This is a genomic window from Klenkia sesuvii, assembly GCF_037083825.1.
GTDB lineage: Bacteria > Actinomycetota > Actinomycetes > Mycobacteriales > Geodermatophilaceae > Klenkia > Klenkia sesuvii.
This window is the reverse complement of record NZ_JBAPLU010000001.1, coordinates 216,382-234,586: the sequence shown is the minus strand read 5'-3', so window position 1 is coordinate 234,586 and position 18,205 is coordinate 216,382. Positions and strand designations below refer to the sequence as shown.

At 76.6% G+C, this 18,205-nt stretch carries 20 protein-coding genes and 1 pseudogene; 14 read left to right on the top strand and 7 right to left on the bottom strand.

Annotated features, from left to right (window positions below):
- Nucleotides 1-2 precede the first annotated feature (2 nt).
- From eccB to TEK04_RS01195, 3 genes are all read left to right on the top strand, one after another.
- On the top strand, nucleotides 3-1,430 hold the full coding sequence (eccB, locus tag TEK04_RS01205) for a type VII secretion protein EccB (RefSeq protein WP_336402469.1): 1,428 nt from the start codon (nucleotides 3-5) through the stop codon (nucleotides 1,428-1,430).
- Nucleotides 1,431-1,571: 141 nt separating this feature from the next.
- Nucleotides 1,572-1,907 (top strand): WXG100 family type VII secretion target, encoded by a 336-nt coding sequence (locus tag TEK04_RS01200; RefSeq protein ID WP_336402468.1) that lies wholly within the window; start codon nucleotides 1,572-1,574, stop codon nucleotides 1,905-1,907.
- A 25-nt stretch (nucleotides 1,908-1,932) separates the two neighbouring features.
- Nucleotides 1,933-2,232: a WXG100 family type VII secretion target gene (locus tag TEK04_RS01195; protein ID WP_336402467.1), complete on the top strand. Its 300-nt coding sequence runs from the start codon at nucleotides 1,933-1,935 to the stop codon at nucleotides 2,230-2,232.
- A 72-nt stretch (nucleotides 2,233-2,304) separates the two neighbouring features.
- Here TEK04_RS01195 and TEK04_RS01190 read toward each other — a convergent pair whose 3' ends face one another.
- Nucleotides 2,305-3,618 carry a S8 family serine peptidase gene (locus tag TEK04_RS01190; protein WP_336402466.1) on the bottom strand — a complete coding sequence of 438 codons (1,314 nt, stop codon included), beginning with the start codon at nucleotides 3,616-3,618 and terminating at the stop codon, nucleotides 2,305-2,307.
- Nucleotides 3,619-3,739: 121 nt separating this feature from the next.
- Here TEK04_RS01190 and TEK04_RS01185 point away from each other — a divergent pair, with 121 nt between their 5' ends.
- The 3 genes and pseudogenes from TEK04_RS01185 to TEK04_RS21410 all read left to right on the top strand — a co-directional run.
- Nucleotides 3,740-4,138, top strand: coding sequence for a YbaB/EbfC family nucleoid-associated protein (locus TEK04_RS01185; protein WP_336402465.1), 399 nt, complete (start codon nucleotides 3,740-3,742; stop codon nucleotides 4,136-4,138).
- Between the two features lie 2 nt (nucleotides 4,139-4,140).
- Nucleotides 4,141-4,521, top strand: coding sequence for a hypothetical protein (locus TEK04_RS01180; protein WP_336402464.1), 381 nt, complete (start codon nucleotides 4,141-4,143; stop codon nucleotides 4,519-4,521).
- 156 nt (nucleotides 4,522-4,677) lie between these two features.
- Nucleotides 4,678-4,983 (top strand): annotated as a pseudogene (locus tag TEK04_RS21410) (WXG100-like domain-containing protein); the annotation flags it as partial.
- Here the strand turns inward: TEK04_RS21410 and TEK04_RS01175 are convergent.
- Nucleotides 4,873-5,250: a hypothetical protein gene (locus TEK04_RS01175; protein ID WP_336402463.1), complete on the bottom strand. Its 378-nt coding sequence runs from the start codon at nucleotides 5,248-5,250 to the stop codon at nucleotides 4,873-4,875. The pseudogene TEK04_RS21410 and the gene TEK04_RS01175 sit on opposite strands and share 111 nt — an antisense overlap.
- A gap of 1,103 nt (nucleotides 5,251-6,353) precedes the next feature.
- Complete coding sequence (locus TEK04_RS01170; protein WP_336402462.1) at nucleotides 6,354-6,758, bottom strand: hypothetical protein; 405 nt, start codon at nucleotides 6,756-6,758, stop codon at nucleotides 6,354-6,356.
- Nucleotides 6,759-6,844: 86 nt separating this feature from the next.
- Here TEK04_RS01170 and TEK04_RS01165 point away from each other — a divergent pair, with 86 nt between their 5' ends.
- The 8 genes from TEK04_RS01165 (at nucleotide 6,845) to TEK04_RS01130 (ending at nucleotide 15,741) form a co-directional block, all read left to right on the top strand.
- Nucleotides 6,845-7,102, top strand: coding sequence for a hypothetical protein (locus TEK04_RS01165; RefSeq protein WP_336402461.1), 258 nt, complete (start codon nucleotides 6,845-6,847; stop codon nucleotides 7,100-7,102).
- 531 nt (nucleotides 7,103-7,633) lie between these two features.
- Nucleotides 7,634-7,858 (top strand): hypothetical protein, encoded by a 225-nt coding sequence (locus TEK04_RS01160; protein ID WP_336402460.1) that lies wholly within the window; start codon nucleotides 7,634-7,636, stop codon nucleotides 7,856-7,858.
- 84 nt (nucleotides 7,859-7,942) lie between these two features.
- A complete protein-coding gene (locus TEK04_RS01155; protein ID WP_336402459.1) occupies nucleotides 7,943-8,164 on the top strand; it encodes a hypothetical protein in 222 nt (73 codons plus the stop codon).
- A 30-nt stretch (nucleotides 8,165-8,194) separates the two neighbouring features.
- Nucleotides 8,195-8,431, top strand: coding sequence for a hypothetical protein (locus TEK04_RS01150; protein ID WP_336402458.1), 237 nt, complete (start codon nucleotides 8,195-8,197; stop codon nucleotides 8,429-8,431).
- A gap of 57 nt (nucleotides 8,432-8,488) precedes the next feature.
- Nucleotides 8,489-8,872, top strand: coding sequence for a hypothetical protein (locus TEK04_RS01145; RefSeq protein WP_336402457.1), 384 nt, complete (start codon nucleotides 8,489-8,491; stop codon nucleotides 8,870-8,872).
- Nucleotides 8,873-9,706: 834 nt separating this feature from the next.
- Nucleotides 9,707-10,096, top strand: coding sequence for a hypothetical protein (locus tag TEK04_RS01140; protein ID WP_336402456.1), 390 nt, complete (start codon nucleotides 9,707-9,709; stop codon nucleotides 10,094-10,096).
- Between the two features lie 69 nt (nucleotides 10,097-10,165).
- Nucleotides 10,166-10,549 carry a hypothetical protein gene (locus tag TEK04_RS01135; protein ID WP_336402455.1) on the top strand — a complete coding sequence of 128 codons (384 nt, stop codon included), beginning with the start codon at nucleotides 10,166-10,168 and terminating at the stop codon, nucleotides 10,547-10,549.
- Entirely contained in the window at nucleotides 10,546-15,741 is a 5,196-nt protein-coding gene (locus tag TEK04_RS01130; protein ID WP_336402454.1) for a toxin glutamine deamidase domain-containing protein, read from the top strand. Before TEK04_RS01135 ends, TEK04_RS01130 begins: the two co-directional genes overlap by 4 nt.
- Nucleotides 15,742-15,768: 27 nt before the next feature.
- On the opposite strand, the gene TEK04_RS01125 is transcribed toward TEK04_RS01130, so the two are convergent.
- The 4 genes from TEK04_RS01125 to TEK04_RS01110 are packed head-to-tail and all read right to left on the bottom strand — an operon-like array spanning nucleotide 15,769 to nucleotide 18,189.
- The gene (locus tag TEK04_RS01125) at nucleotides 15,769-16,386 is read right to left on the bottom strand and encodes a hypothetical protein (protein ID WP_336402452.1); all 618 of its coding nucleotides are present in this window, start codon (nucleotides 16,384-16,386) and stop codon (nucleotides 15,769-15,771) included.
- On the bottom strand, nucleotides 16,383-17,003 hold the full coding sequence (locus TEK04_RS01120; protein ID WP_336402450.1) for a hypothetical protein: 621 nt from the start codon (nucleotides 17,001-17,003) through the stop codon (nucleotides 16,383-16,385). Before TEK04_RS01120 ends, TEK04_RS01125 begins: the two co-directional genes overlap by 4 nt.
- A complete protein-coding gene (locus TEK04_RS01115) occupies nucleotides 17,000-17,554 on the bottom strand; it encodes a hypothetical protein (protein WP_336402448.1) in 555 nt (184 codons plus the stop codon). The genes TEK04_RS01120 and TEK04_RS01115 overlap by 4 nt, the downstream gene beginning before the upstream one ends.
- Nucleotides 17,551-18,189 (bottom strand): hypothetical protein, encoded by a 639-nt coding sequence (locus TEK04_RS01110; RefSeq protein WP_336402447.1) that lies wholly within the window; start codon nucleotides 18,187-18,189, stop codon nucleotides 17,551-17,553. The genes TEK04_RS01115 and TEK04_RS01110 overlap by 4 nt, the downstream gene beginning before the upstream one ends.
- Nucleotides 18,190-18,205 lie beyond the last annotated feature (16 nt).

Sequence of the window (18,205 nt, the reverse complement as noted above, 5' to 3'; positions counted from 1 at the left end):
AGGTGGCGAGCAGGCGGGACCTCTACCAGAGCTACCAGTTCCTGGTGAAGCGCGTGGTGTCCGGGGTGGTGCTGCGCGAGACCGACCCGGCGCAGAGCCCGCTGCGCCGCATGGGCGGGGCGGTGTTCGGCAGCGTCATGGTCGCCGTGCTGGCCCTGGCGGTCGCCGGCGTGGTGGGCGTGGTCTCGCCGGGGGGCAACGACCGGTGGAAGGACGGCCAGGCCGTCATCCTCATGGAGGAGACCGGCGCCCGCTTCGTGTGGCTGCCCGACCAGGCGGGGGTCTTCCACCTCCACCCGGTCGCCAACTTCGTCTCCGCCGCGCTTCTGGTCGGTACTTCCGAGGTCGTCGAGGTCTCCCGCGCCTCGCTCGCGGGCGCCCCGCGCGGGCAGGCCCTCGGCATCGCCGACGCCCCCGATGCGGTGCCCGACCCCGACCAGCTCGTGGGGGCGCCGTGGACGCTGTGCGCGGCGCCGGTCGAGCTGGCCAGCGGCGAGGAGGTCACCCGCACCGCGCTCGTGGTCGGCGGCACCGCCGACGGCGGCCGGTCGGCCGGGGACGCCGGGTTCCTGGCCCGCGACGTCGAGCGCGGCACCCTGCACTACGTCTGGGGCGGCGTCCAGTACCCGGTGCCCGACGAGGGTGCCGTGCTGCAGGGGCTGACCCTGGGTGACGAGGTGCAGGTCCAGGTCGGCACGGCGTGGCTGTCGGGGTTGCCCGAGGGGGAGCCGCTGGCCCCCGCGCCGGTCGCCTCCCGCGGCCAGCCCTCCTCGGCGCTGCCCGGCGCCGTGGCCGGCCAGGTCGTGGTCGTGGAGTCCGAGTCCGGCGGCCAGCTCTACTACCAGGTGGACACCGACCGCCTGGTCGGCATCTCGCGGGTGCAGGCCGACCTGCTGCTGGCCGACCCCGCGCTGTCGGCGCTCGCCTACGGGGGTGCCCCGCCCACCGCCCTGCCGGTGCGCCCGGCGCAGACCAACGCCGCCACCCTCGTGCCGCTGCCCGAGCGCGGGCCGGCCGACCCGCCCGACGAGCAGCCCGAGACCCTCCCGGTGACCTCGGCGACCGAGACAGTCTGCGCGGCGTTCGACGGCGTGGACGAGCGGCCGGCGGTGGCGCTCGGGGCCGACGTCGACGCGTCGTCGGCCGCGTTGACCGAGCAGCGCACCGCCGACGGCACGGTGCTGGCCGACGCCGTCGTCGTCCCGCCCGGCGGGGGGGCGCTGGTGCGCGCCCAGGGCTCGGACTCGGCCGCCGACGGGTTCCTCTTCCTCGTCACCGACGAGGGCCGGGCCTACCGCGTGCCCGACGAGGCCACCGCCGGGGTGCTCGGCTACGCCGGCGTCGACCCGGTGCCGATGCCCGCCGCCCTGGTCGCACGGGTGCCCGCCGGCTCGCCGCTGAGCGCGCAGCTGGCCGCCGGCGCGGGCTGACCGCCGGTCCCGGGCCTGTGGACAACGGTTCGCACGGTGCGGTCCTGTCCAGTACCGTTCGCCGTGCTCACCGGCGCCCCAGGCGTCACCACGGTTGAACCGGTCGACCCACCCGGCCGATCTGGAGGGATGAGGAACAACATGGCAGACGGAACCGGTGCCAGTCCGGAGCAGATGGCGGCGTTCGCGCGCTCGGCCTCCGAGGCGTCGCAGCAGCTGAACTCGCTGTTCTCCACGCTCAACAGCAACCTGGCCACCCTCGAGGCGCAGTCCCGCGGGCAGTTCGCCGCCGCGTTCACCCAGGTCAAGGCCACGGTGGCCACCGAGAGCAGCAACATGAACGCAGCCCTCGGCGCCATCGCCCAGTCGGTGGGCCAGGCCGGTGTCAACTACACCCAGGGCGACGCCGACCAGCGCGGCTACATGACCAACGTCGAGAGCGTCACGACCGGGATCACCAGCGGCCTCGTCCGCTGATCGAGCGCACGGAGAAGGAGCAGTCATGAGCAGTGGTGGTGAGTACCAGGTCAGCTGGGCGCTCCAGAGCGAGGCCGCGGGCTTCGTCAACAGTGCCGCCTCCGGCCTCGACACCTCGCTGAGCGAGGTGAACAACCAGGTGAACTCGCTGATGAGCACCTGGACCAGCGATGCGCAGGTGGCCTACTCGGCCCGCCAGCAGCAGTGGAACTCGGCCGCGGACCGGATCAAGGAGGCCCTCATCTCCTTCCAGGCCGCGCTGAACTCCTCGGCGGAGACCTCGCAGTCCACCGAGCAGGCCAACGTCAGCCTCGTCTCGGGCTGATCCCGCACGACCGTCCGACGGCCGCCCCCCGCACCGCGGGGGGCGGCCGTCGTGCGCTCGGGGTCGGGCCGGTCAGGGCAGCGGCGGTGCCCGGAAGAGGGCGTCGCCGGGCACGAACTCGGGATCGCGCTCGACCCGGCGGGCCGGGGCCGGTGCACCCGCGCGCCACCGGCGGCGGCGGGCCCGGGGGACCACCACCGCGACCAGCACGACCAGCACGACCAGCACCGCCGTGCCCGCGGCCCAGCGCACCGCCGTGCGGTCGGCCCGGGCCACCGTCTCCGCACGTGCCTCGGCGGCCTCGTCGAGCGGCGGCGGCCGGTACCCCGGCAGGGCGGACGGGTCGCCGGCGACCAGCGGCTCGGTGACCGCGCGCGACGGTGACAGCTCACCTGCGCCGTAGCCGAGCACCCCGGCGGCCGGGGTCGCCGTGCCGACCAGCTGCGCCTGGACCGCCGGCCCGCGGTCGGCGCCGGGGGGGAGCACGACGTCGGGCGACCCGACCAGCACCGCCGCGGTGGCCGCCACGAACGCCGCCGCGAACGCGGTGCCGCTGTACACGGCCTGCGCGGTGGAGCCGGCGGCCACGACGTCACCGCCGGGGGCGACCAGGTCGACGTAGCCGCCGATCTGCGAGCCCCGGCTGCGCTGCCCGTCGCGGTCGACCGCGCCGACGCCCACCACGCCGTCGTAGGCCGCCGGGTAGGGGGTGATCGAGGCGGGGTCGGGGCGGTTGCCGAGCTCCTCGTCGTGCCCGTCGCCGACCGGGGCCACCACGACCACCCCGGCGTCCAGGGCCCGGGTCACCGCGGCCGCCACCCCCGGGTCGTCCTGGTAGAGCACCGTGCCCACCAGCACGACCTGGGCGCCCCCGGCCACGGCGGCGTCGAGGCCTGCGGCCACCCGGCCGGGGTCCACGGGTTGGGCGGCGGGGTCGGTGACCGGGTCGTCGCTCACCTGCACGGGCAGGACGGTGCTGGCGGGGGCCAGGCCGCGCAGGCCGACGCCGGTCACCTGGCCGGCGGCCACCAGGCTGGCCAGCGCTGTGCCGTGGGTGGTGCAGTCGACGTCGGCCGGCCCTGACCGGACGACGTCGGTGCCCGGCAGCACCCGGCCCTGCAGCTGCGGGTGGGCCGCGGAGACGCCGGTGTCCAGCACGGCGACGGTGACGCCGGCCCCGGTGCCGAAGGGCCACACCTGGGTGGGCGGGTCGTAGCGCAGCTGGGGCCAGGGGACGTCGGCGATCTGCGCCGACGCCGGGGGCGGCTGGTCGCAGGCCTCCGCGGCGACGGCCCGGCCGGCCCCGGGACCCACCACGAGCGCACCGGCGGCGAGCGCCCCTGCCACCACCGCGGCGGCACCGGGCAGGACGCGGGAGCGCGCCACGTGCACCTCCCCGGTGTCGGTCGTCGAGCGGTCCGCGGGTGCGGGAACCGGCGCGGCCAGTATCGTCGGCCCACGTCCCCGCGGGGTGCCGGCCCCGCGCGCAGCTCGACGAGGAGGTCGCATGGAACCGTCCTCCTCCGACACCACGGCGCTGCGGGCCTACGCCGACCAGCTGCAGCACCGCTTCGAGTCGATGGTCGCCGAGGCGCCGGCGCTGCTGGCCCGGGCCAAGGCGGTGCAGGTGACGGAGAAGTCCCGCGACGGCTTGGTGACGGTCACGGTGGGGCCGCAGGGCGACCTGGTCCGGCTCGACCTGGACCCGCGCATCTACCGCCGTCCCGACTCCCGGGAGCTGGCCGACACCATCACCGCCACGGTGCAGAAGGCGGCCGCGGCCGCCCGCGAGCAGGTCATCGACACCTTCTCGGCCATCGTGCCGCCCGAGCAGATGCGGGCCACGCTCGACGGTGACCTGGACCAGGTGATCGGCGACATGGAACGACGGACACGAGGAGCCTGACGATGGCGGAGTCCACCAGCGGCAACAGCGTCTCGATCGACCCGGAGCAGGCCGGCGCCGGCATCCTGGCCTGGGAGGCCGCCGAGGGCGCGCTCAACCGGTCGGTCACCGAGCGCCTCGCCGCGATCGCGGGCATGGAGGCCGCCCGGCCGTGGGGCTCCGACGAGGCGGGGCAGCAGTTCTCCGCGGCCGGCGGCTACGTCGACAACACCGGCACGGTGCGCGACGCCGTCACCGCTGTCGCCACCCAGCTGCACGAGCGCGGGCAGGGTGCGCGGACCGCCATCGGCACCTCGTTGGCCTCCGACGCCGAGCAGGCCGCCGAGGTGCTGCCCGTCGACGCCCAGGCCTCCGGCGCCGGGACACCGGGCAGCGGTTCCTGAACCCCGCCCCCGCGCCGCCGGGCGCGGTGGGACAGTTCTCGTGCGCCGCCCGCGGCGCCGGCCGACGACCATGCTCCAGGGGGTGACGTGAGCGGCGATGTCACGCCCGCCTGGCAGGTGGGCGACCAGCCCGACTGGTTCGTCGACCTCGTCTCCATGGTCGTCTCGGGGCAGAGCTGGCCCGAGGGCAGCGAGACAGCGGTCTGGGCCATCCGCGACGAGTGGGCCGCGCTCGCGCAGGACCTCAGCGACGCCGCGGCCGACCTCTCCGACGCCACCACGACGCTGCGGGCCGGGTGGGACGCGCCCGCGGCCATGGTGTTCGAGGACATCGCGCAGCAGCTGATCGCCTCACCCGACGCCGGTCTGGCCGCGCTCGTGCAGAACGCGTCGGCGATGCAGCAGCAGACCGACAACTTCGCGATGGAGACGCAGTTCGGCAAGATCTCCATCAACGTGGCCTTCTGGGTCGCCGTCATCGCCGCCTTCGTCGCGCTGCTGGCCATGTTCTTCACCGGTGGCGCCACCGGCGGGCTGCTCGGCCCCATCGCCGCCACGGCGCGCACCGCGATCGGGCAGATCATCCAGAAGATCGTGGCGGCCGTGGGGCGTCAGTTCGCCACCAAGGCGGTCACCCAGGCCGTCGCCCGGCAGACCACCACCGCCGTCGCCGGGGCCGTCTCGCGCGGCGTCGTCTCCCGCGTGGTCAGCAACCACGTCGTGCAGCACCTGGGTCGCGAGGTGTTCGAGGAGGTCGCCGAGGAGGTCCTCATCGACTCCATCGCGCAGGCCATGCAGATGTCGCAGGGCACCCGCGGTGAGTGGGACTGGAACAACACGGTCACCGCGGCCGTCGGCGGCGGTCTCGGCGGCCTCGTCGGGGGCGGGGTGGTCGGTCCGCTGCTGGGCCGGACCACCCGCAACCTCCCCCTCAACCGCATGGGCCGCGACACCGTCGGCAACCTGCCCGGGCTGGGCAACGCGGTGCGCCGCTGGCCGGGCAACGCCGTCAACGCGGCGGCCAACAACGCCCTCACCTCCCCGTTGAGCAGCACCGTCACCAACGGCCTGGTCAACGGCCAGTGGTCGTGGCCCTCGGCGCAGAGCGTGCTGGGTGCAGCCCTCGGCGGCGCCGGGCGCGCGGGCACCGTCAGCCCGGTCAGCGTCGAGGTCATCTCCGCCGTCACCCGGCCCTCGCAGACCCTGGGCAACGCGCTGCTCGACCAGGGCGCCGACGCCGTCGCCCGCGGCGACCTCGCCCAGAGCCAGCTCGGCGGGTCCCCGGTGACGGCGACGGCTACCGCACCCGGCGCCGGGGGCCAGACCGGAGGGACGTCGGGGGCGGCCACCGGTGCCGCAAGCTCGTCCGGGCACACCGGCGGGTCAGCGGGTCAGAACGCCGGCGCTACCGGCCAGGCCGGCGGGTCGGGCGGCCAGCAGGCTGGCGGTTCGCAGCAGGGGACCGGGGGGCAGCAGGGCAGGACGGCGACCACCGGTGCGGGTGCACCAGCCAGCGCGACCTCGGCCCCGGCGGCCTCCTCGTCGCCGGCTTCCTCGTCGTCGCCGGCGACGTCTTCGTCGCCGTCTTCGTCTTCTCCGTCTCCGTCTTCGTCTCCGTCTTCTGCGTCGTCGTCTCCGGGCTCGCAGTCCTCGTCCCCGCAGTCGTCCGCTCAGTCGTCGTCTGCTCCTCCGTCGTCCGCAAGCTCGTCGTCCACCTCGTCGTCCACCTCGTCGTCCACGACGCAAGGGACGTCTCCCGGACAGCAGGGATCGACCCCGTCGTCCCCGCAGGCGTCGTCGCCGCAGGCGCCGCAGAGCTCGACCCCGTCGGGTCAGCAGGGTGCGACCTCCTCGTCGTCCCCGACCGCGCAGTCCTCCCAGCAGTCGACGGCGCAGTCGTCGCGGGACGGCGGGTCGACCGACCCGTCCACGTCGCCGGCGGAGCAGCAGTCCACGTCGCCGTCGACGGGAGGGCAGCCGAGCACCACGAGCGCCGCGGACCCGGCGTCGGACCCGCTGCGCCAGGCCGTCGAGCACCGGGACGCGGTCGTCGACGACCTGACGCAGAAGCTGAACAAGGGCTTGGCCCCGGAGCAGCAGCTCTCCCGCGAGCAGGTCGAGACCTTCCTTCGGGAGCGCGCGGCCAGCCGCGCCGGCCTGCACGTCGACACGGCGGTCGACGCCCCCGTCCCGGCGACCGACACCTCACCCGGGTCCACCACGGCGGACCCGTCCACGTCGCAGCCCACCGTCGGCTCGACCGGCCAGCCGCCTGTCGGCCCTGCGGTGGTGGAGGACGCCCTCGACCCCGGGAGGAATGCCGATGAGGGCGCACTACCTGGTGCAGGACAGGTTCGCGATCCCGGGGCGGGGACCGGTGCTGACCGGCCTGCTGACGCAGGGGGAGATCCGCAACGGGGACGGGTTGACCGTGGCGGGGACGACCACCTCGGTGCGGGTCACCATGGTGGACTTCCACCGGCGGGAGACACCCGAGGGACCGCTGATCGGGCTGGAGATCCACCCGCAGGACGCCCCCGTGGTGACGAGGGGGACGGTCCTGATCGGCCAGACGGCCTGACCAGGGACGCCGCTCCGAACGGCGACGTGACCAGGTCGCCGAACGGGTTCCCGACGGGCGGGAGCAACCGGCCTGTGGACCCGGTCGCAGCGTGGACGTGGGCGGAGAACGCGTACGACGCGTTCCGCTCGGATCCGGCCGATGTCGCTGCGATCGCGGCCAACGTCGCAGGCGAGGACCGCGGACGCGGGAACCCGGCGGGAACCTTCACCCCCGCAGACATCGCGGCCATCAAGGCGCACGTCATGGAGGACGTCCATGAACTCCCCGACCGGTACGGCGAGGGCGTCTCCGTACAGCGGTTCGCAGAGGACCCGGACATGGCCGAGGCGTGGATCCGGCTGCGAGCGGGAACGCACACGCCTGCCGACGTCGTGCTGCTACGGCACGAACTGCGTGAACTCACCCTGATGCGGGGCACCCCGCCGATGGACTACGACACCGCGCACGAGCTGACCCAGCGTGACCACGACTGGGACAGCCAACGCACAGCCCCGCGGGGGGAGACCTACGACGCATGGGAGGTCCGTGATGGCGCTTCGGATCCGCATGACCCGGACGGCGCAGGACGCGTCGACGGTGAGCTACCGGTACGGACCGACGTGGGAGGACCAGCCGAGGTCGGTGATGCTCGACCGGGACACGGGGGAACCGGTGGAGTCGACCGACCTCGACGACCGGCGGGTGGCGAGTTGGCTCCGGCGGGAGCAGCAGCGAACCGGGGAGTGGATCCCGAAGGGGCAGATCATCGCCTGAGCCGGGTGATGTCCCCGTCCAGGAGCAAGGGGTACTTCCCGTCCACGGCACCCGGGGACGGCTCGATGACGGAGGGCTTGACCGATGGCGACGGCGACGTTCGTCGAGCGGGACCAGCTGACCGACCGGGAGGTGACGTACCGGTACGGACCGAGCCCGCAGGCGATGGACGAGCGGTTGACGATCGTCCTGGCGACCGGCGAGACGACGGGCACGACGGACCGGGCGCCGTGGGTGGCCGGCTGGCTCCGCCACCGGCGAGGGACGACGGGGACCTGGCCGGAACGGGCGTCGATCGCCACCTGACCGGGACCGGCACCCTCGACGAAGGCGAGCATGGCGATCTTCCTGGCGTTCGAGAAGGAGTCGGAGACCGCGACGGAGGTGGTCTACCGGTTCGGGGGAGCCGAGGACCCGACGGCGCACCTGGTGTCGATCCCGAGGGACGACCCGTCCCGGGCCCCGATGCCGCAGGGGATCAGTCCCGCACTGACCCAGAAGGTGATCGGCCGGGTGGTGCTCCGGGCCGGTCGGGAGGGCGCCTGGCCGGACCGGGGGCGGATCCAGAGCTGACCCTCGGCGACACCGAGGGACCCAGCACCGATCCGGCCACCCGAGGGGACGCGAGCGATGACCGACCTGCCGGACGGGACCTACGTGGAGTGGCGGGGCCGGACGTACCGGGGCTCGGTGAGCGGGCCGAGCCAGTACGTGGTGTTCGCCGACAGCCAGGAGGACCCGGAGTTCATCCCGGGCATGGTGCGGGGGTGGGAGCGGACGGTGCCCATGACGGAGGCGACGGGGTTCGCGCTGGCGTCGCGCTGCCGGTGGCGCGGGGAGACGTTCTGGGTGCTGTCACGGAGCAGGCAGCCGGCCCGGTTGCTGCTCGGGTGGGACGGGGACCCGAGGCGGGCGGGGGAGATCGGGCTGACCAGGGTGGACAAGATGGCCTGGGAGGTCGAGGTGCCCGAGTCGGAGGTGACCGGGATGGAGCAGGTGCGCAGGGCCGCCTGACCCAGGACGACGTGGCCGGACCGGGGGCGGATCCAGAGCTGAGCCCGGGCGACGTCGCGGGGCCCGTCGACACGGAGGGCCCCGCCGGCCCCGAGGGACCCGCCGACCCCGACCCCGACGCCGTGTTCGGGTTGGACTCACTCACGCTGCCACCGTCCTTCCACGACTCCGTGGCCGAGCACCTCCCGCCCGGCGTGACCGTGGAGCAGTTCGACGCCGTGCGCCAGACCCTGGCCGCCGCCGATCTCACCGACGAGCAGCGCGCCGTCATGACCGCCGTCCGGGAGTCGGTCGGGTTCCCTCCGGGGACCCTCGTGCAGCGGGTGCTGCCCATGGAGTTCGCGCAGTCCTACCTGGCCGGCACCCAGCTGCGGGGCGCCGACGGCACGTTCGTCTTCCGCGCCACCCACGCGCAGAGCTTCACGGCCCGGCTGCAGGACGTCGCCACCCTGCGGACGGTCGACCAGATCGTGGAGGGGCTCCGGCTGGACTACGCCGGAACGCGGTTCCCGCCCGGGACCTCCGAGGTCGCCGCACTGCGGTTCCCCCTCCCGCGGACCGCCCGCGTGAGCACGCCGTACGGGCCGACGATGGGTGGCACCAACACGTCGGGACCGCCCTTCACGGGCAACGGCTTCACCCGCAGCGTCGACCACCGGGTGCCGGAGGGTGACCTCCAGGACGCGGTCGCACTGCCGGACGGCGCCGAGCTGTGGGCCATCGACCGACAGGGCCACGAGCGACGCATCGGCGTGTACGACGCGGACACGCAGAGCTGGACCGACCTGCGCGCAACCCGGGTGGAGAGCCCGACGACCGAGGAGAACGCGAGCGATGACCGACCTGCCGGACGGGACCTACGTGGAGTGGCGGGGGAGGACGTACCGCGGGTCGGACACGGGCGACCAGACGACCTTGCTGGTGTTCGCCGAGACCCAGGAGGACCCGGAGTTCACCCCGGGACGGGTGCGGGGGTGGCGCCGGACGGTGCCGGCCGCCGAGGCGACCCTGGTCGAGCTGACGACCCGGTGCCGGTGGCAGGGCGAGGTGTTCTGGGTGGTGGGACGCAGCGATCCCCCGGGGCGGCTGCAGCTGAGCTGGACGGGCAGGGACGAGAGCCGGGCCGAGCAGCTGGGCCTGACCAGGGTGGACAAGTTCGGGTGGGAGACGGTGGTGCCCGAGGCGGAGGTGGACGGCCTCGAGCAGGTGCGCCGGACGGGCTGACGGTCGCGGACCAGCCGGTCCAGGCCGTCGAGGACCCCACCCCGTCCCTCTCTCACCTGGAGACCGAGGATGACCGCACAGCAGCTGCCGGACGGGACGTACTGGGAGCACCGCGGGCTGACCTATCGAGGGACGGTCAGGCCCGGGGGGCGGACGGTGCTGCTGCTGTCCTCGGAACCGGCGGAGGGCTTCGCCCCACGAGCGACGGGCGGGTGGGGTCTGGAGGTGCCGAGGGCGGACGCCGTGCGGACGACGCTGCGGACGACCTGTCGGTGGCGGGGGGAAGCGTTCCAGGTGATGGCGCAGGAGGGCGACCAGCTGGTGCTGCGGCACCTGGGCAGCAGCAGGACGGCCCGGGACCTGGGGCTGACGGAGGTGGACCGGGGGGTGTTCAACGCGACGGTGCCGGCGACCGAGGTGTCGGAGATCGCCCAGCAGCGCACGTCGGGTTGACCTCCTCGGTCGCGGAGGCGCTGGGCGCGGCCCCCGAGCCGGTGGCCACCGTCGCCGGGCACGACGTCGTCCGGGTCGGACCCCGGCTGGCCGTCGTCGGTCCGGCCGGGCCGCTCGACGTCGACGCCGCGCTCCGCCAGGTGGCCGAGGCCCTCGCCGCCGACCCGGCGCAGGCCGAGCTCGCCCGCACCCTGGCCGACGGCCTGCGCACCGGCACGGTGCCCTACGTCCAGGTCGAGGCCGGTCCGGACGGCGCGCCCGTCGCCACGGAGCTGCCGACCACCCCCACCTGGGAGCCGGGCCAGGACGAGACCGGCGTGCCGCGCCCGGCTGTGGACCCGACCCGCTACACCGACCCGGGGACCACGGAGGCCGAGGCCCTGCGGCAGGCCCACCGGGTGGCCGGGGGCGACGTCGCCGGCTGGGTCGGCGCGGTCAACCCGCACCTGGGTGACCACCCGCTGGGGACGGCGGAGGCCGAGCAGTGGGCCAACAACTGCGGCGAGTGCGCCCGCCGCGTCGCCGACGCCGTCCAGGGGCTGGCCGTGCGCCCGGCCTGGGGCGACCCGCAGCGGGGCGAGTACGCCGAGATGTGGGCCTGGACCGGTGGGGCACCGACGGCGCAGGCGGTCGCGCCCGCCCCGGTGCCGCCCACCGACGGCTCGCCGGTCGTCGACGACACGAGCGCGTTCACCGCCGACGTCTGGGCCGACCTGGAGAGCCGGCTGCGCGGTGCCCCGGCGGGCACCGTCGCCGTCGTCGGCGTCGACTGGCACGTGCCCGGACTGCCCCGCGGGCACGCCGGCGGTCACTGGTTCAACGCGGTCGTGACGAGCCGCGGACTGCTGTGGGTCGACGGCCAGGACGGGACGGCGACCGGGTGGCCGCCGGCCTACCCGCACGGCATCTGGCGGGGCGAAGCGATGGTTCGGCGGCCCGGTGCCGCCTGGGAGGGAGTGGACCTTGCCGCAGGACGAGGCGCAGGGGACGACGCAGCCGGGGACGGAGCCCGGGTCGGCAGTGCCGGGCACCCCGGAGCAGGCGGTCGCGGCGACGCTGGCCTGGACGGGCAGCGACGACCAGGCGACCGAGGGGACGTGGGAGGCGCACCCGTTCCGGGACGCCTGGCTGGTGACGCGGCCGACCCCGCGGCGGGGCGCCCCGGTGATCATGGTGCGCGGCGGTCGGGTCCGGCCGGTGCACCTGGCGCGCGAGAGCCTGGAGCAGGCCTGGGAGCAGCTGGCCGGTCAGGGGAGCTGACCCCGGCGCAGAACCCCGAGCGCCGGGCCGGTGCGGTGGATGGCCCACTGCTCGAAGGAGAACCCGACGCTGCCCGACCCCTGACGGAGACCCCTCATGGCGGTGCGCCTGGAGTACGAGAAGGTGGCGGAGAGCCCGGAGGCGGTCGAGTACCGCTGGGGCCCGGACGCGGTGGACCGCTCGAGACGGGTGGTGCTCGATCCCCGGGATCCGACGAGGTGGCCCTCGGTGGGGGCGGACGACCCGCAGATGCCCGCGGTGGTCCGGGCGGTGATCAAGCGTCAGCGCGCGACGGGCAGCTGGCCGGACCGGGGCGTGGTCGAGCACTAGAGGTCGCGGCCCGCGCCGACGACCTCGTGCGCCTGGCCGAGCAGGCCACGTCGGCCGATCCGCGCACGCGGCGGCGAGCCGCCGACATCGCGGCCGAGCTGCTGCCCCTGCTCGGGCTGGACGAGGGCGGGTACGCCGCCGACGGCTCACGGGACGGCGGGTCGCCGGACTTCGACGCGCTCGCGGCCGAGCTGCCGGCCCGGGCACGGCGCGCCGTCGCCGTCCTCGGGCTGGTCGCGAACCCGGCGCTGCTGCCCAGCGGATTGCCGTCGGCGGGGTCGGCAGCGGCCAAGGTGGTGCTCGGCGGCGCCCTGGGCGCCGTCACCTCGGGTGCGGCCGCGTTCACCGTCGGGGCCTTCACCGGGGACGGCAGCCGCATGACGGCCGCGGTGGTCTCCGCGGTGGCCGGCGTGGCCGGGCAGGTGGCCGCCGTCGTCGCCGACCGCCGGCTCGCCCGGCTCACCGAGCTGCTCCGGGCCGCCGACGAGGTCCGGCGTGGCCTGCCGCCCGACGCCGCAGCGGTGCACGACCGGGCCGTCGAGGAGGCGCTGCGCCGCACCGGCTCCGACGTGTCCGCCGCCCGCGCTGCCGAGGCCGCCACGGCGGCCCTCGCCGAGCTCACCGGGCAGCCGTCGGCCTCGGCGACCCCCGGGACGGGGCTGCTGGGCGCCCTCCAGCAGCGGCTGGAGACCCTCGCGCCCGGTGCCGGGCCCGGCCGTGCGTCGGCCTCGGCCCGGACGGAGCAGGACCGTGCCGACCTGCACCGGGCGGACCGGACCACGGAGGACCGGACCACGGTGGACGGGACCGCCGCGGACCCGACCACCGACGCCGGGCAGTCCGGTGCTCGGACGCCGTCCACCCCCGGCCTGCGCGCCTGGGTGACCAAGGCCGCCACCGGAGCGGTCACCGCGGCCACGTTCGGGGCCGTCGGCTTCGGGCTGACCGCGGCCCTCGGCCTGGTCGGGGTCACGCTGGCCACGGTGACGCCCCTGGCGGCGGCCGTCGCCGGGGCCGGGCTCACCGCGGTGGTCGAGCACCGGCAGAGCCAGCACAAGGCGGCTCTCGAGGCGCAGCGGACCGCCGTGGACGAGGCCCGTCGCGCGGCCCGGGCCGCCGCCGAGCACGCCGCCGACGCCGCCGCCCACGACGAGGCCGGGCGTCGCCTGGACGCCGAGTCCCGCGCGGCCGCCCGCCGCGCCGCCCGCCTGGACGCGCTGCTGGCCGAGGTGGCCGCGGGCGGGTCGGGTCGATCCGCCCGCACCGACGCCGACGCCCGCACCGACGCCGACGCCGCGCAGCCGCCCACCGACCCGGCCACAGAACCCGGGCCGACCACCGACCAGCTCGTCCCCGGGCCGCGGTCGGAACCGGTCGACGCCCGCACCTTGAGCCCGGCCGACCGGGCCCGGGTGACCGAGCTGCGGGCGGCGCTGCAGGCGGTGGAGTCCACCCGGGGCCGCGCCCGGACCGCGGCCACGGCCCGGGCGCGGGAGCTGGCCGCCGGGATGGGGCTGGACAGCGCGCCCGTGCGGGGCAGCGACCCCGACGCCCTGGGGTGGCCGCACCGCCGCGCCGTGCTGGACGAGGACGTCCAGCTGCGGCTGGCCGCCCTCGACGAGCTGCCCACCGCGGTGCCCTCGGCCGGCTGGGCGGTGGCCAAGGGCCTGGCGGGATCCCTGGTGCCCTCCCTGGCGGCCACGGCGCTGGGGATCAGCACGATGGGGATCGCCCCCGCGGTCGGGCTGGCCCTGGGACCGGTCGCGCTGGCGGTGTCCGTCGCGCTCGCGGAGCGCTCCGCCGCCGTCGCGAAGGAGCAGGGCAAGCGCCCCAGCAGCCGCTGGTCGCAAGCCGCGACCGACCAGCTCGACGCGGCGCGGGCCGAGCGGGCGGCCGACCACGAGGCCGCCCGCGCCGAGCTCGCCGCGCAGCAGGCCGGGAACCGGGCGCGCGAGCGGCTGCTGGCCGACATCGTCGCGGCCGGTGTGCGCGAGCGGCTGCTGGGCGTCCGTCGCCCGCCCCCCGCACCGGCACCGGAGCCGCCCCCGCCGTCGGCCGAGGTGGACGAGCCCGCCGCGGTCACCGCTCCGGCGTCGACCGGGCGACCGCACGTGCTGACCGCCGCCCGGCGGATGCTGATCCCGTCGGTGGTGGTCGCGACCGGTGCGGTGGCGCTCGCCAGCACCTCGCTCCCCCCGCACGAGCTCCTCTCCCCGGCCGCCTGGCAGGCCCTCACCGGCCCCGCGCTCGCGGTGGCGGCCGGTGCGGCGGGCGCCATGACCGCTCCGGCGGCCGCGCTCGTCGCGACCGTCGGGGACGTCGCCGCCGGCCGGTCCGCCTTCGTCAACGAGGGGCTGCGCGCCAAGGCCGTCGATGCGCGCCGGGCGCGGTGGGCGGGCATCGACCTCGCCGCCGGCCGGGCCGACGTGGACACCGCCCGGGCGCGGGCCCGGGCGGAGGCGCTCGCGGCGCGCGCCGAGCTCGCCGCTGTGCGCGACCGGGTGGACGGCCGCGCCGCGCGGTCGGTCCAGCCGGCCGCGCTCCGCCTCGTGCTCGACCGCGCCGCCGCCCTGGTGGCCGGGGTCGAGTCCGCGCTCGGGAGGCTGACCGCGCACCCCGGCCCGGCCACGCAGGCGCAGGACGTCGCCGTGCTCGCCCGCACCACCGAGCAGCTGGCGGACACGCCCCGGCCCGAGCGGGCCGAGCGTGTGCGGGCCGTCGTCGAGGAGGCCCGACGGCTGGGTCTGCTGGAGGACGGCCCCGAGCCAGCCCGCCTGCGCACCGGGCTGCCCCCTGCCCTGGCCACGGTGTCCGCCGCGCTGGTCGGCGTCGGGTCGGCGGCCGCCGGCACGGCGGTGGCCATGGCCCAGGACGAGGAGTTCCTGCGCTGGGTGCGCACCATCGCGAACGCGACCGGGTGGTGGCCGGAGGAGACCTGCGACTGCCCGCCCGGCACGCCCTGCACCTGCCGCGGCCGGGCCGAGCCCCCGCGGCCCCCGGCCGCGCAGTCCCCGCCGGCTCCTGGGGTATCCCCCGCTCCTGCGGCACCGCCGTCGTCCGGGCGCCCCACGACCCCGTCCCGGCCGCCGTTGCCCTACTCACCGCCGCCGGCTGCGGCGTTCCCGGTCGGCGCGGTCGGGCCCGCGGTGGACGTCGACCTGTGGCCCGACGGCATCGGGCGGACCACGGCCACGGTGGTCACCGTCGTGGCCCCGGGTGGGGCAGCGGTGGACCTGCTGGTGCGCTGGGTGGAGCCGGGGCGCAGCGGTGGCGCGGTGCTGGTGCTGTCCGACGTCCCCGGCGGCGCGTTCTGGTGGGGTGTCCCGGTGGCCGTGACCCAGGCCGTCGAGCAGGCGGTGGCCGCGCTCGGCGTCCCGGACGACCGGCTGGCCGGCGCCGTGGTGGTCGGGGAGCGGGGCGGACCCGAGGGCGGCCTCAGCGAGCTGCCGGTCGTCCCGGGTCCGGGGCCGGCGCGGCTGGTGCCCGGTCGCGGGCCCCGCCTGCTCCCGCCCAGGGAGGCGGAGTCGGCCCGGTCCGCGCTGCGGCTGCGTCCCGTGCCCGACCTGCTGGGCCGGCTGCGCCAGGTGCCCGCCGGCCGCTGAACCGTGCACGCCCGACCGGGACGGCGGTCAGGGAGTGGCGAGGTCCAGGTAGGCGCAGTGGTGGGCCAGCAGCACCGGGAGGTCGTCGACGACCACCGCCGTCGCGGCCAGCAGCCGGTCGTGCGTCGGGGGCGGGGCGTCGGGGCCGTCCTCGCGGACCAGGGAGAACTCGGCGGCCGCCCAGAGGTCGGGCAGCACCGCGGTGTCGTCCCAGCGGTGGGCAGCCACGTCGGGCAGCTCCAGCACCGGCCACCCGGGCACGCCGAGCGCCGTGGTGCCTGGTGCCGACCCCGAGCCGATGCCGACCAGCAGCGGACGCGCCCGCAGCCGGTGGGCGAGGGCCTCGAGGGCGGCGGGGTCCTGCCCGGCCGGCGGGACCCGGACCAGCAGCGACCGCGCCAGCAGGCCCTCGACGACCGCGGACGGGTCGGCCACGCCCGCTGCCGCGGCGTGCGCCAGGAGCCGCTCGGCGTCGGCGAGCGGGTCGTCGCCGGGCACGCCGTGCGCGAGGTCCCAGACCAGGGTCTCGTCGAGTCCGAGCCCCAGCCGTCTCCAGCCCAGCCGCACGGTGCCCACGACCGGCTGCGGCATGGTCTCGGGTCCCAGCCGGAACCCGACCGGCAGCACCCGCCCCCCCGGGCTCACGCCGCACCCGCCGCGGGCAGGGCCAGGTCGACGTAGGCCGCGGTGGTCTGCAGCAGCGCCGGCAACGTCGCGACGACGTCGGCGAGCAGCAGGTCGGGGTCGGCGGCCCGCGGGTCGGGCGGCCCGTCGGCGGCGTGGCCCGCGGCGTGCCAGCCGACCGACGTCCAGAGGTCGCCGAACAGCGGGCCCCAGGCCCAGACGTCGCGCACGGCGCGCGTGGTCTGCACGAGCGGGCGACCGGGGAGCCCCACGTGGTGCGCGGACGGCTGGTCGGCCACCTCGCCCAGCCCCAGCACGAGCGGGTGCAGGGTGTGCGCCGCCGCCCACGCGCGGCGGCCGTCGACGGTGTCGGCCAGCTCGCTGACGACGCCCAGGGCCTGCAGCTCGGCCCAGCCGGCGTCGGCGTCGGCGTCGGTGAGGCCCCACTCCCGGGCCAGGTCCGCGGCTCCGCGGCCGGCCCGCTGCGCGGCGTCCCAGAGGTGCAGCGCGGCCCCGCCCAGCTGCACCGTCTGGCCGGCGAGCTGCACGAAGGCCTGCACCGCCCGGGGGTCGTGCTCGCGGGAGAGGTCGTACACGGCGAGCCGGCGTCCCAGCGGGACCACCAGCGGCTCGCTCACGGCGCCGGCCGGACGCCGTCGCGGGGGACGTCGAGGTACAGCACCCCGGCGGCCAGCAGCTCGGGCAGCCGGTGCACCAGCCGGTCGAGCACCGCGGCGGGGTCGGCACCGGGGATCGCCGAGGCGCCGGAGAGGCCGGTCGCTGCGGCGTCGAGGTCGGGGAAGAGGTGCGCCCACGCCCAGATGTCGAACGCCTCGGGGTCGAGCTCGGCGACCGGGGACGTCCAGGTGCCCACCACGCGGCCGCCGTCGTCGGTGGGCAGCGTGCCGACGCCGAGGGGCTGCACCCGGTGGCCGCGGGCGAAGGCGAGACGTCCCTCGGGGGTCTCCTCGACCCGCACCAGCAGGCCCCGCGCGACGAGGTCCTCGACCACCGCGGGGTCGAGCTCCTCCGTCGGGTGGCCCACGGCCAGCTGCCAGGTGACCCGTTGCACCTCGCCGACGAGCTTCGGGGTGTCCCACCCGACCCGCACCACGTCGTGCCGGGCGAAGGCGCCGACGGTCGGGTGGAAGGGCCCCATCGCGTGGCCGACCCGCAGCAGCAGCGTCACGGTGCCACCCCCCAGGTGTCCAGGCACACGGCGTTGGTGCCCAGCAGCGCGTGCAGCCCGGTGAGGAGGCCGGTGAGCAGCTCCTCGGGCTCGACGAGGCCGGGGTCGGTGGCACCCACCCGCGCGGCCACCGTGGCGGCTGCCTCGCACGCCCGCCACAGGCTGCTCTCCATGTGGGCCCACTGGAAGAGGTCGTAGGTCGCCGAGCTGCCCACCGCGAGCAGCCGGTCGGGCCGGCCCATGCGGTAGACCTGCGGCGACTGGTGGTCGTTCCCCAGGCCCGTGGTGAGCGGCAGCAGGCGCACGGTGTCGGCCAGCGCGCGGGCCGACGGGGTGCCGGGGACCGCCCGGGCCAGCAGGCCCCGCTGCAGCAGTGCCTCCAGGTGGCCGGCCGCGCCCTCGAGCTCCACCCGCTCGGCGGCGTCCAGCAGCCCGGCCGGGCCCCAGGGACCCCGCCCGCCCGCCGGGTCGCTGTGCGCCATGGACCACAGGGCGAACTCCGCAGGCCCCAGCTGCTCGACGGCGGCGCCGAGCCGCACCTCGACCACGGGGCCGCTCGCCGCCATGCCGAGGGAGTGCCCGACGGGCAGCACGAGCTCCGCTGCGTCGGGTGGGCTGTCGTCGGCGCTGGACATCGAGGCGACCCTATCG

Coding starts and splice junctions, on each gene's coding strand:
- TEK04_RS01200 (WP_336402468.1), top strand. CDS start 1,572: ATGGCAGACGGAACCGGTGCCAGTCCGGAGCAGATGGCGGCGTTCGCG.
- TEK04_RS01195 (WP_336402467.1), top strand. CDS start 1,933: ATGAGCAGTGGTGGTGAGTACCAGGTCAGCTGGGCGCTCCAGAGCGAG.
- TEK04_RS01185 (WP_336402465.1), top strand. CDS start 3,740: ATGGAACCGTCCTCCTCCGACACCACGGCGCTGCGGGCCTACGCCGAC.
- TEK04_RS01180 (WP_336402464.1), top strand. CDS start 4,141: ATGGCGGAGTCCACCAGCGGCAACAGCGTCTCGATCGACCCGGAGCAG.
- TEK04_RS01165 (WP_336402461.1), top strand. CDS start 6,845: ATGAGGGCGCACTACCTGGTGCAGGACAGGTTCGCGATCCCGGGGCGG.
- TEK04_RS01160 (WP_336402460.1), top strand. CDS start 7,634: ATGGCGCTTCGGATCCGCATGACCCGGACGGCGCAGGACGCGTCGACG.
- TEK04_RS01155 (WP_336402459.1), top strand. CDS start 7,943: ATGGCGACGGCGACGTTCGTCGAGCGGGACCAGCTGACCGACCGGGAG.
- TEK04_RS01150 (WP_336402458.1), top strand. CDS start 8,195: ATGGCGATCTTCCTGGCGTTCGAGAAGGAGTCGGAGACCGCGACGGAG.
- TEK04_RS01145 (WP_336402457.1), top strand. CDS start 8,489: ATGACCGACCTGCCGGACGGGACCTACGTGGAGTGGCGGGGCCGGACG.
- TEK04_RS01140 (WP_336402456.1), top strand. CDS start 9,707: ATGACCGACCTGCCGGACGGGACCTACGTGGAGTGGCGGGGGAGGACG.
- TEK04_RS01135 (WP_336402455.1), top strand. CDS start 10,166: ATGACCGCACAGCAGCTGCCGGACGGGACGTACTGGGAGCACCGCGGG.
- TEK04_RS01110 (WP_336402447.1), bottom strand. CDS start 18,189: ATGTCCAGCGCCGACGACAGCCCACCCGACGCAGCGGAGCTCGTGCTG.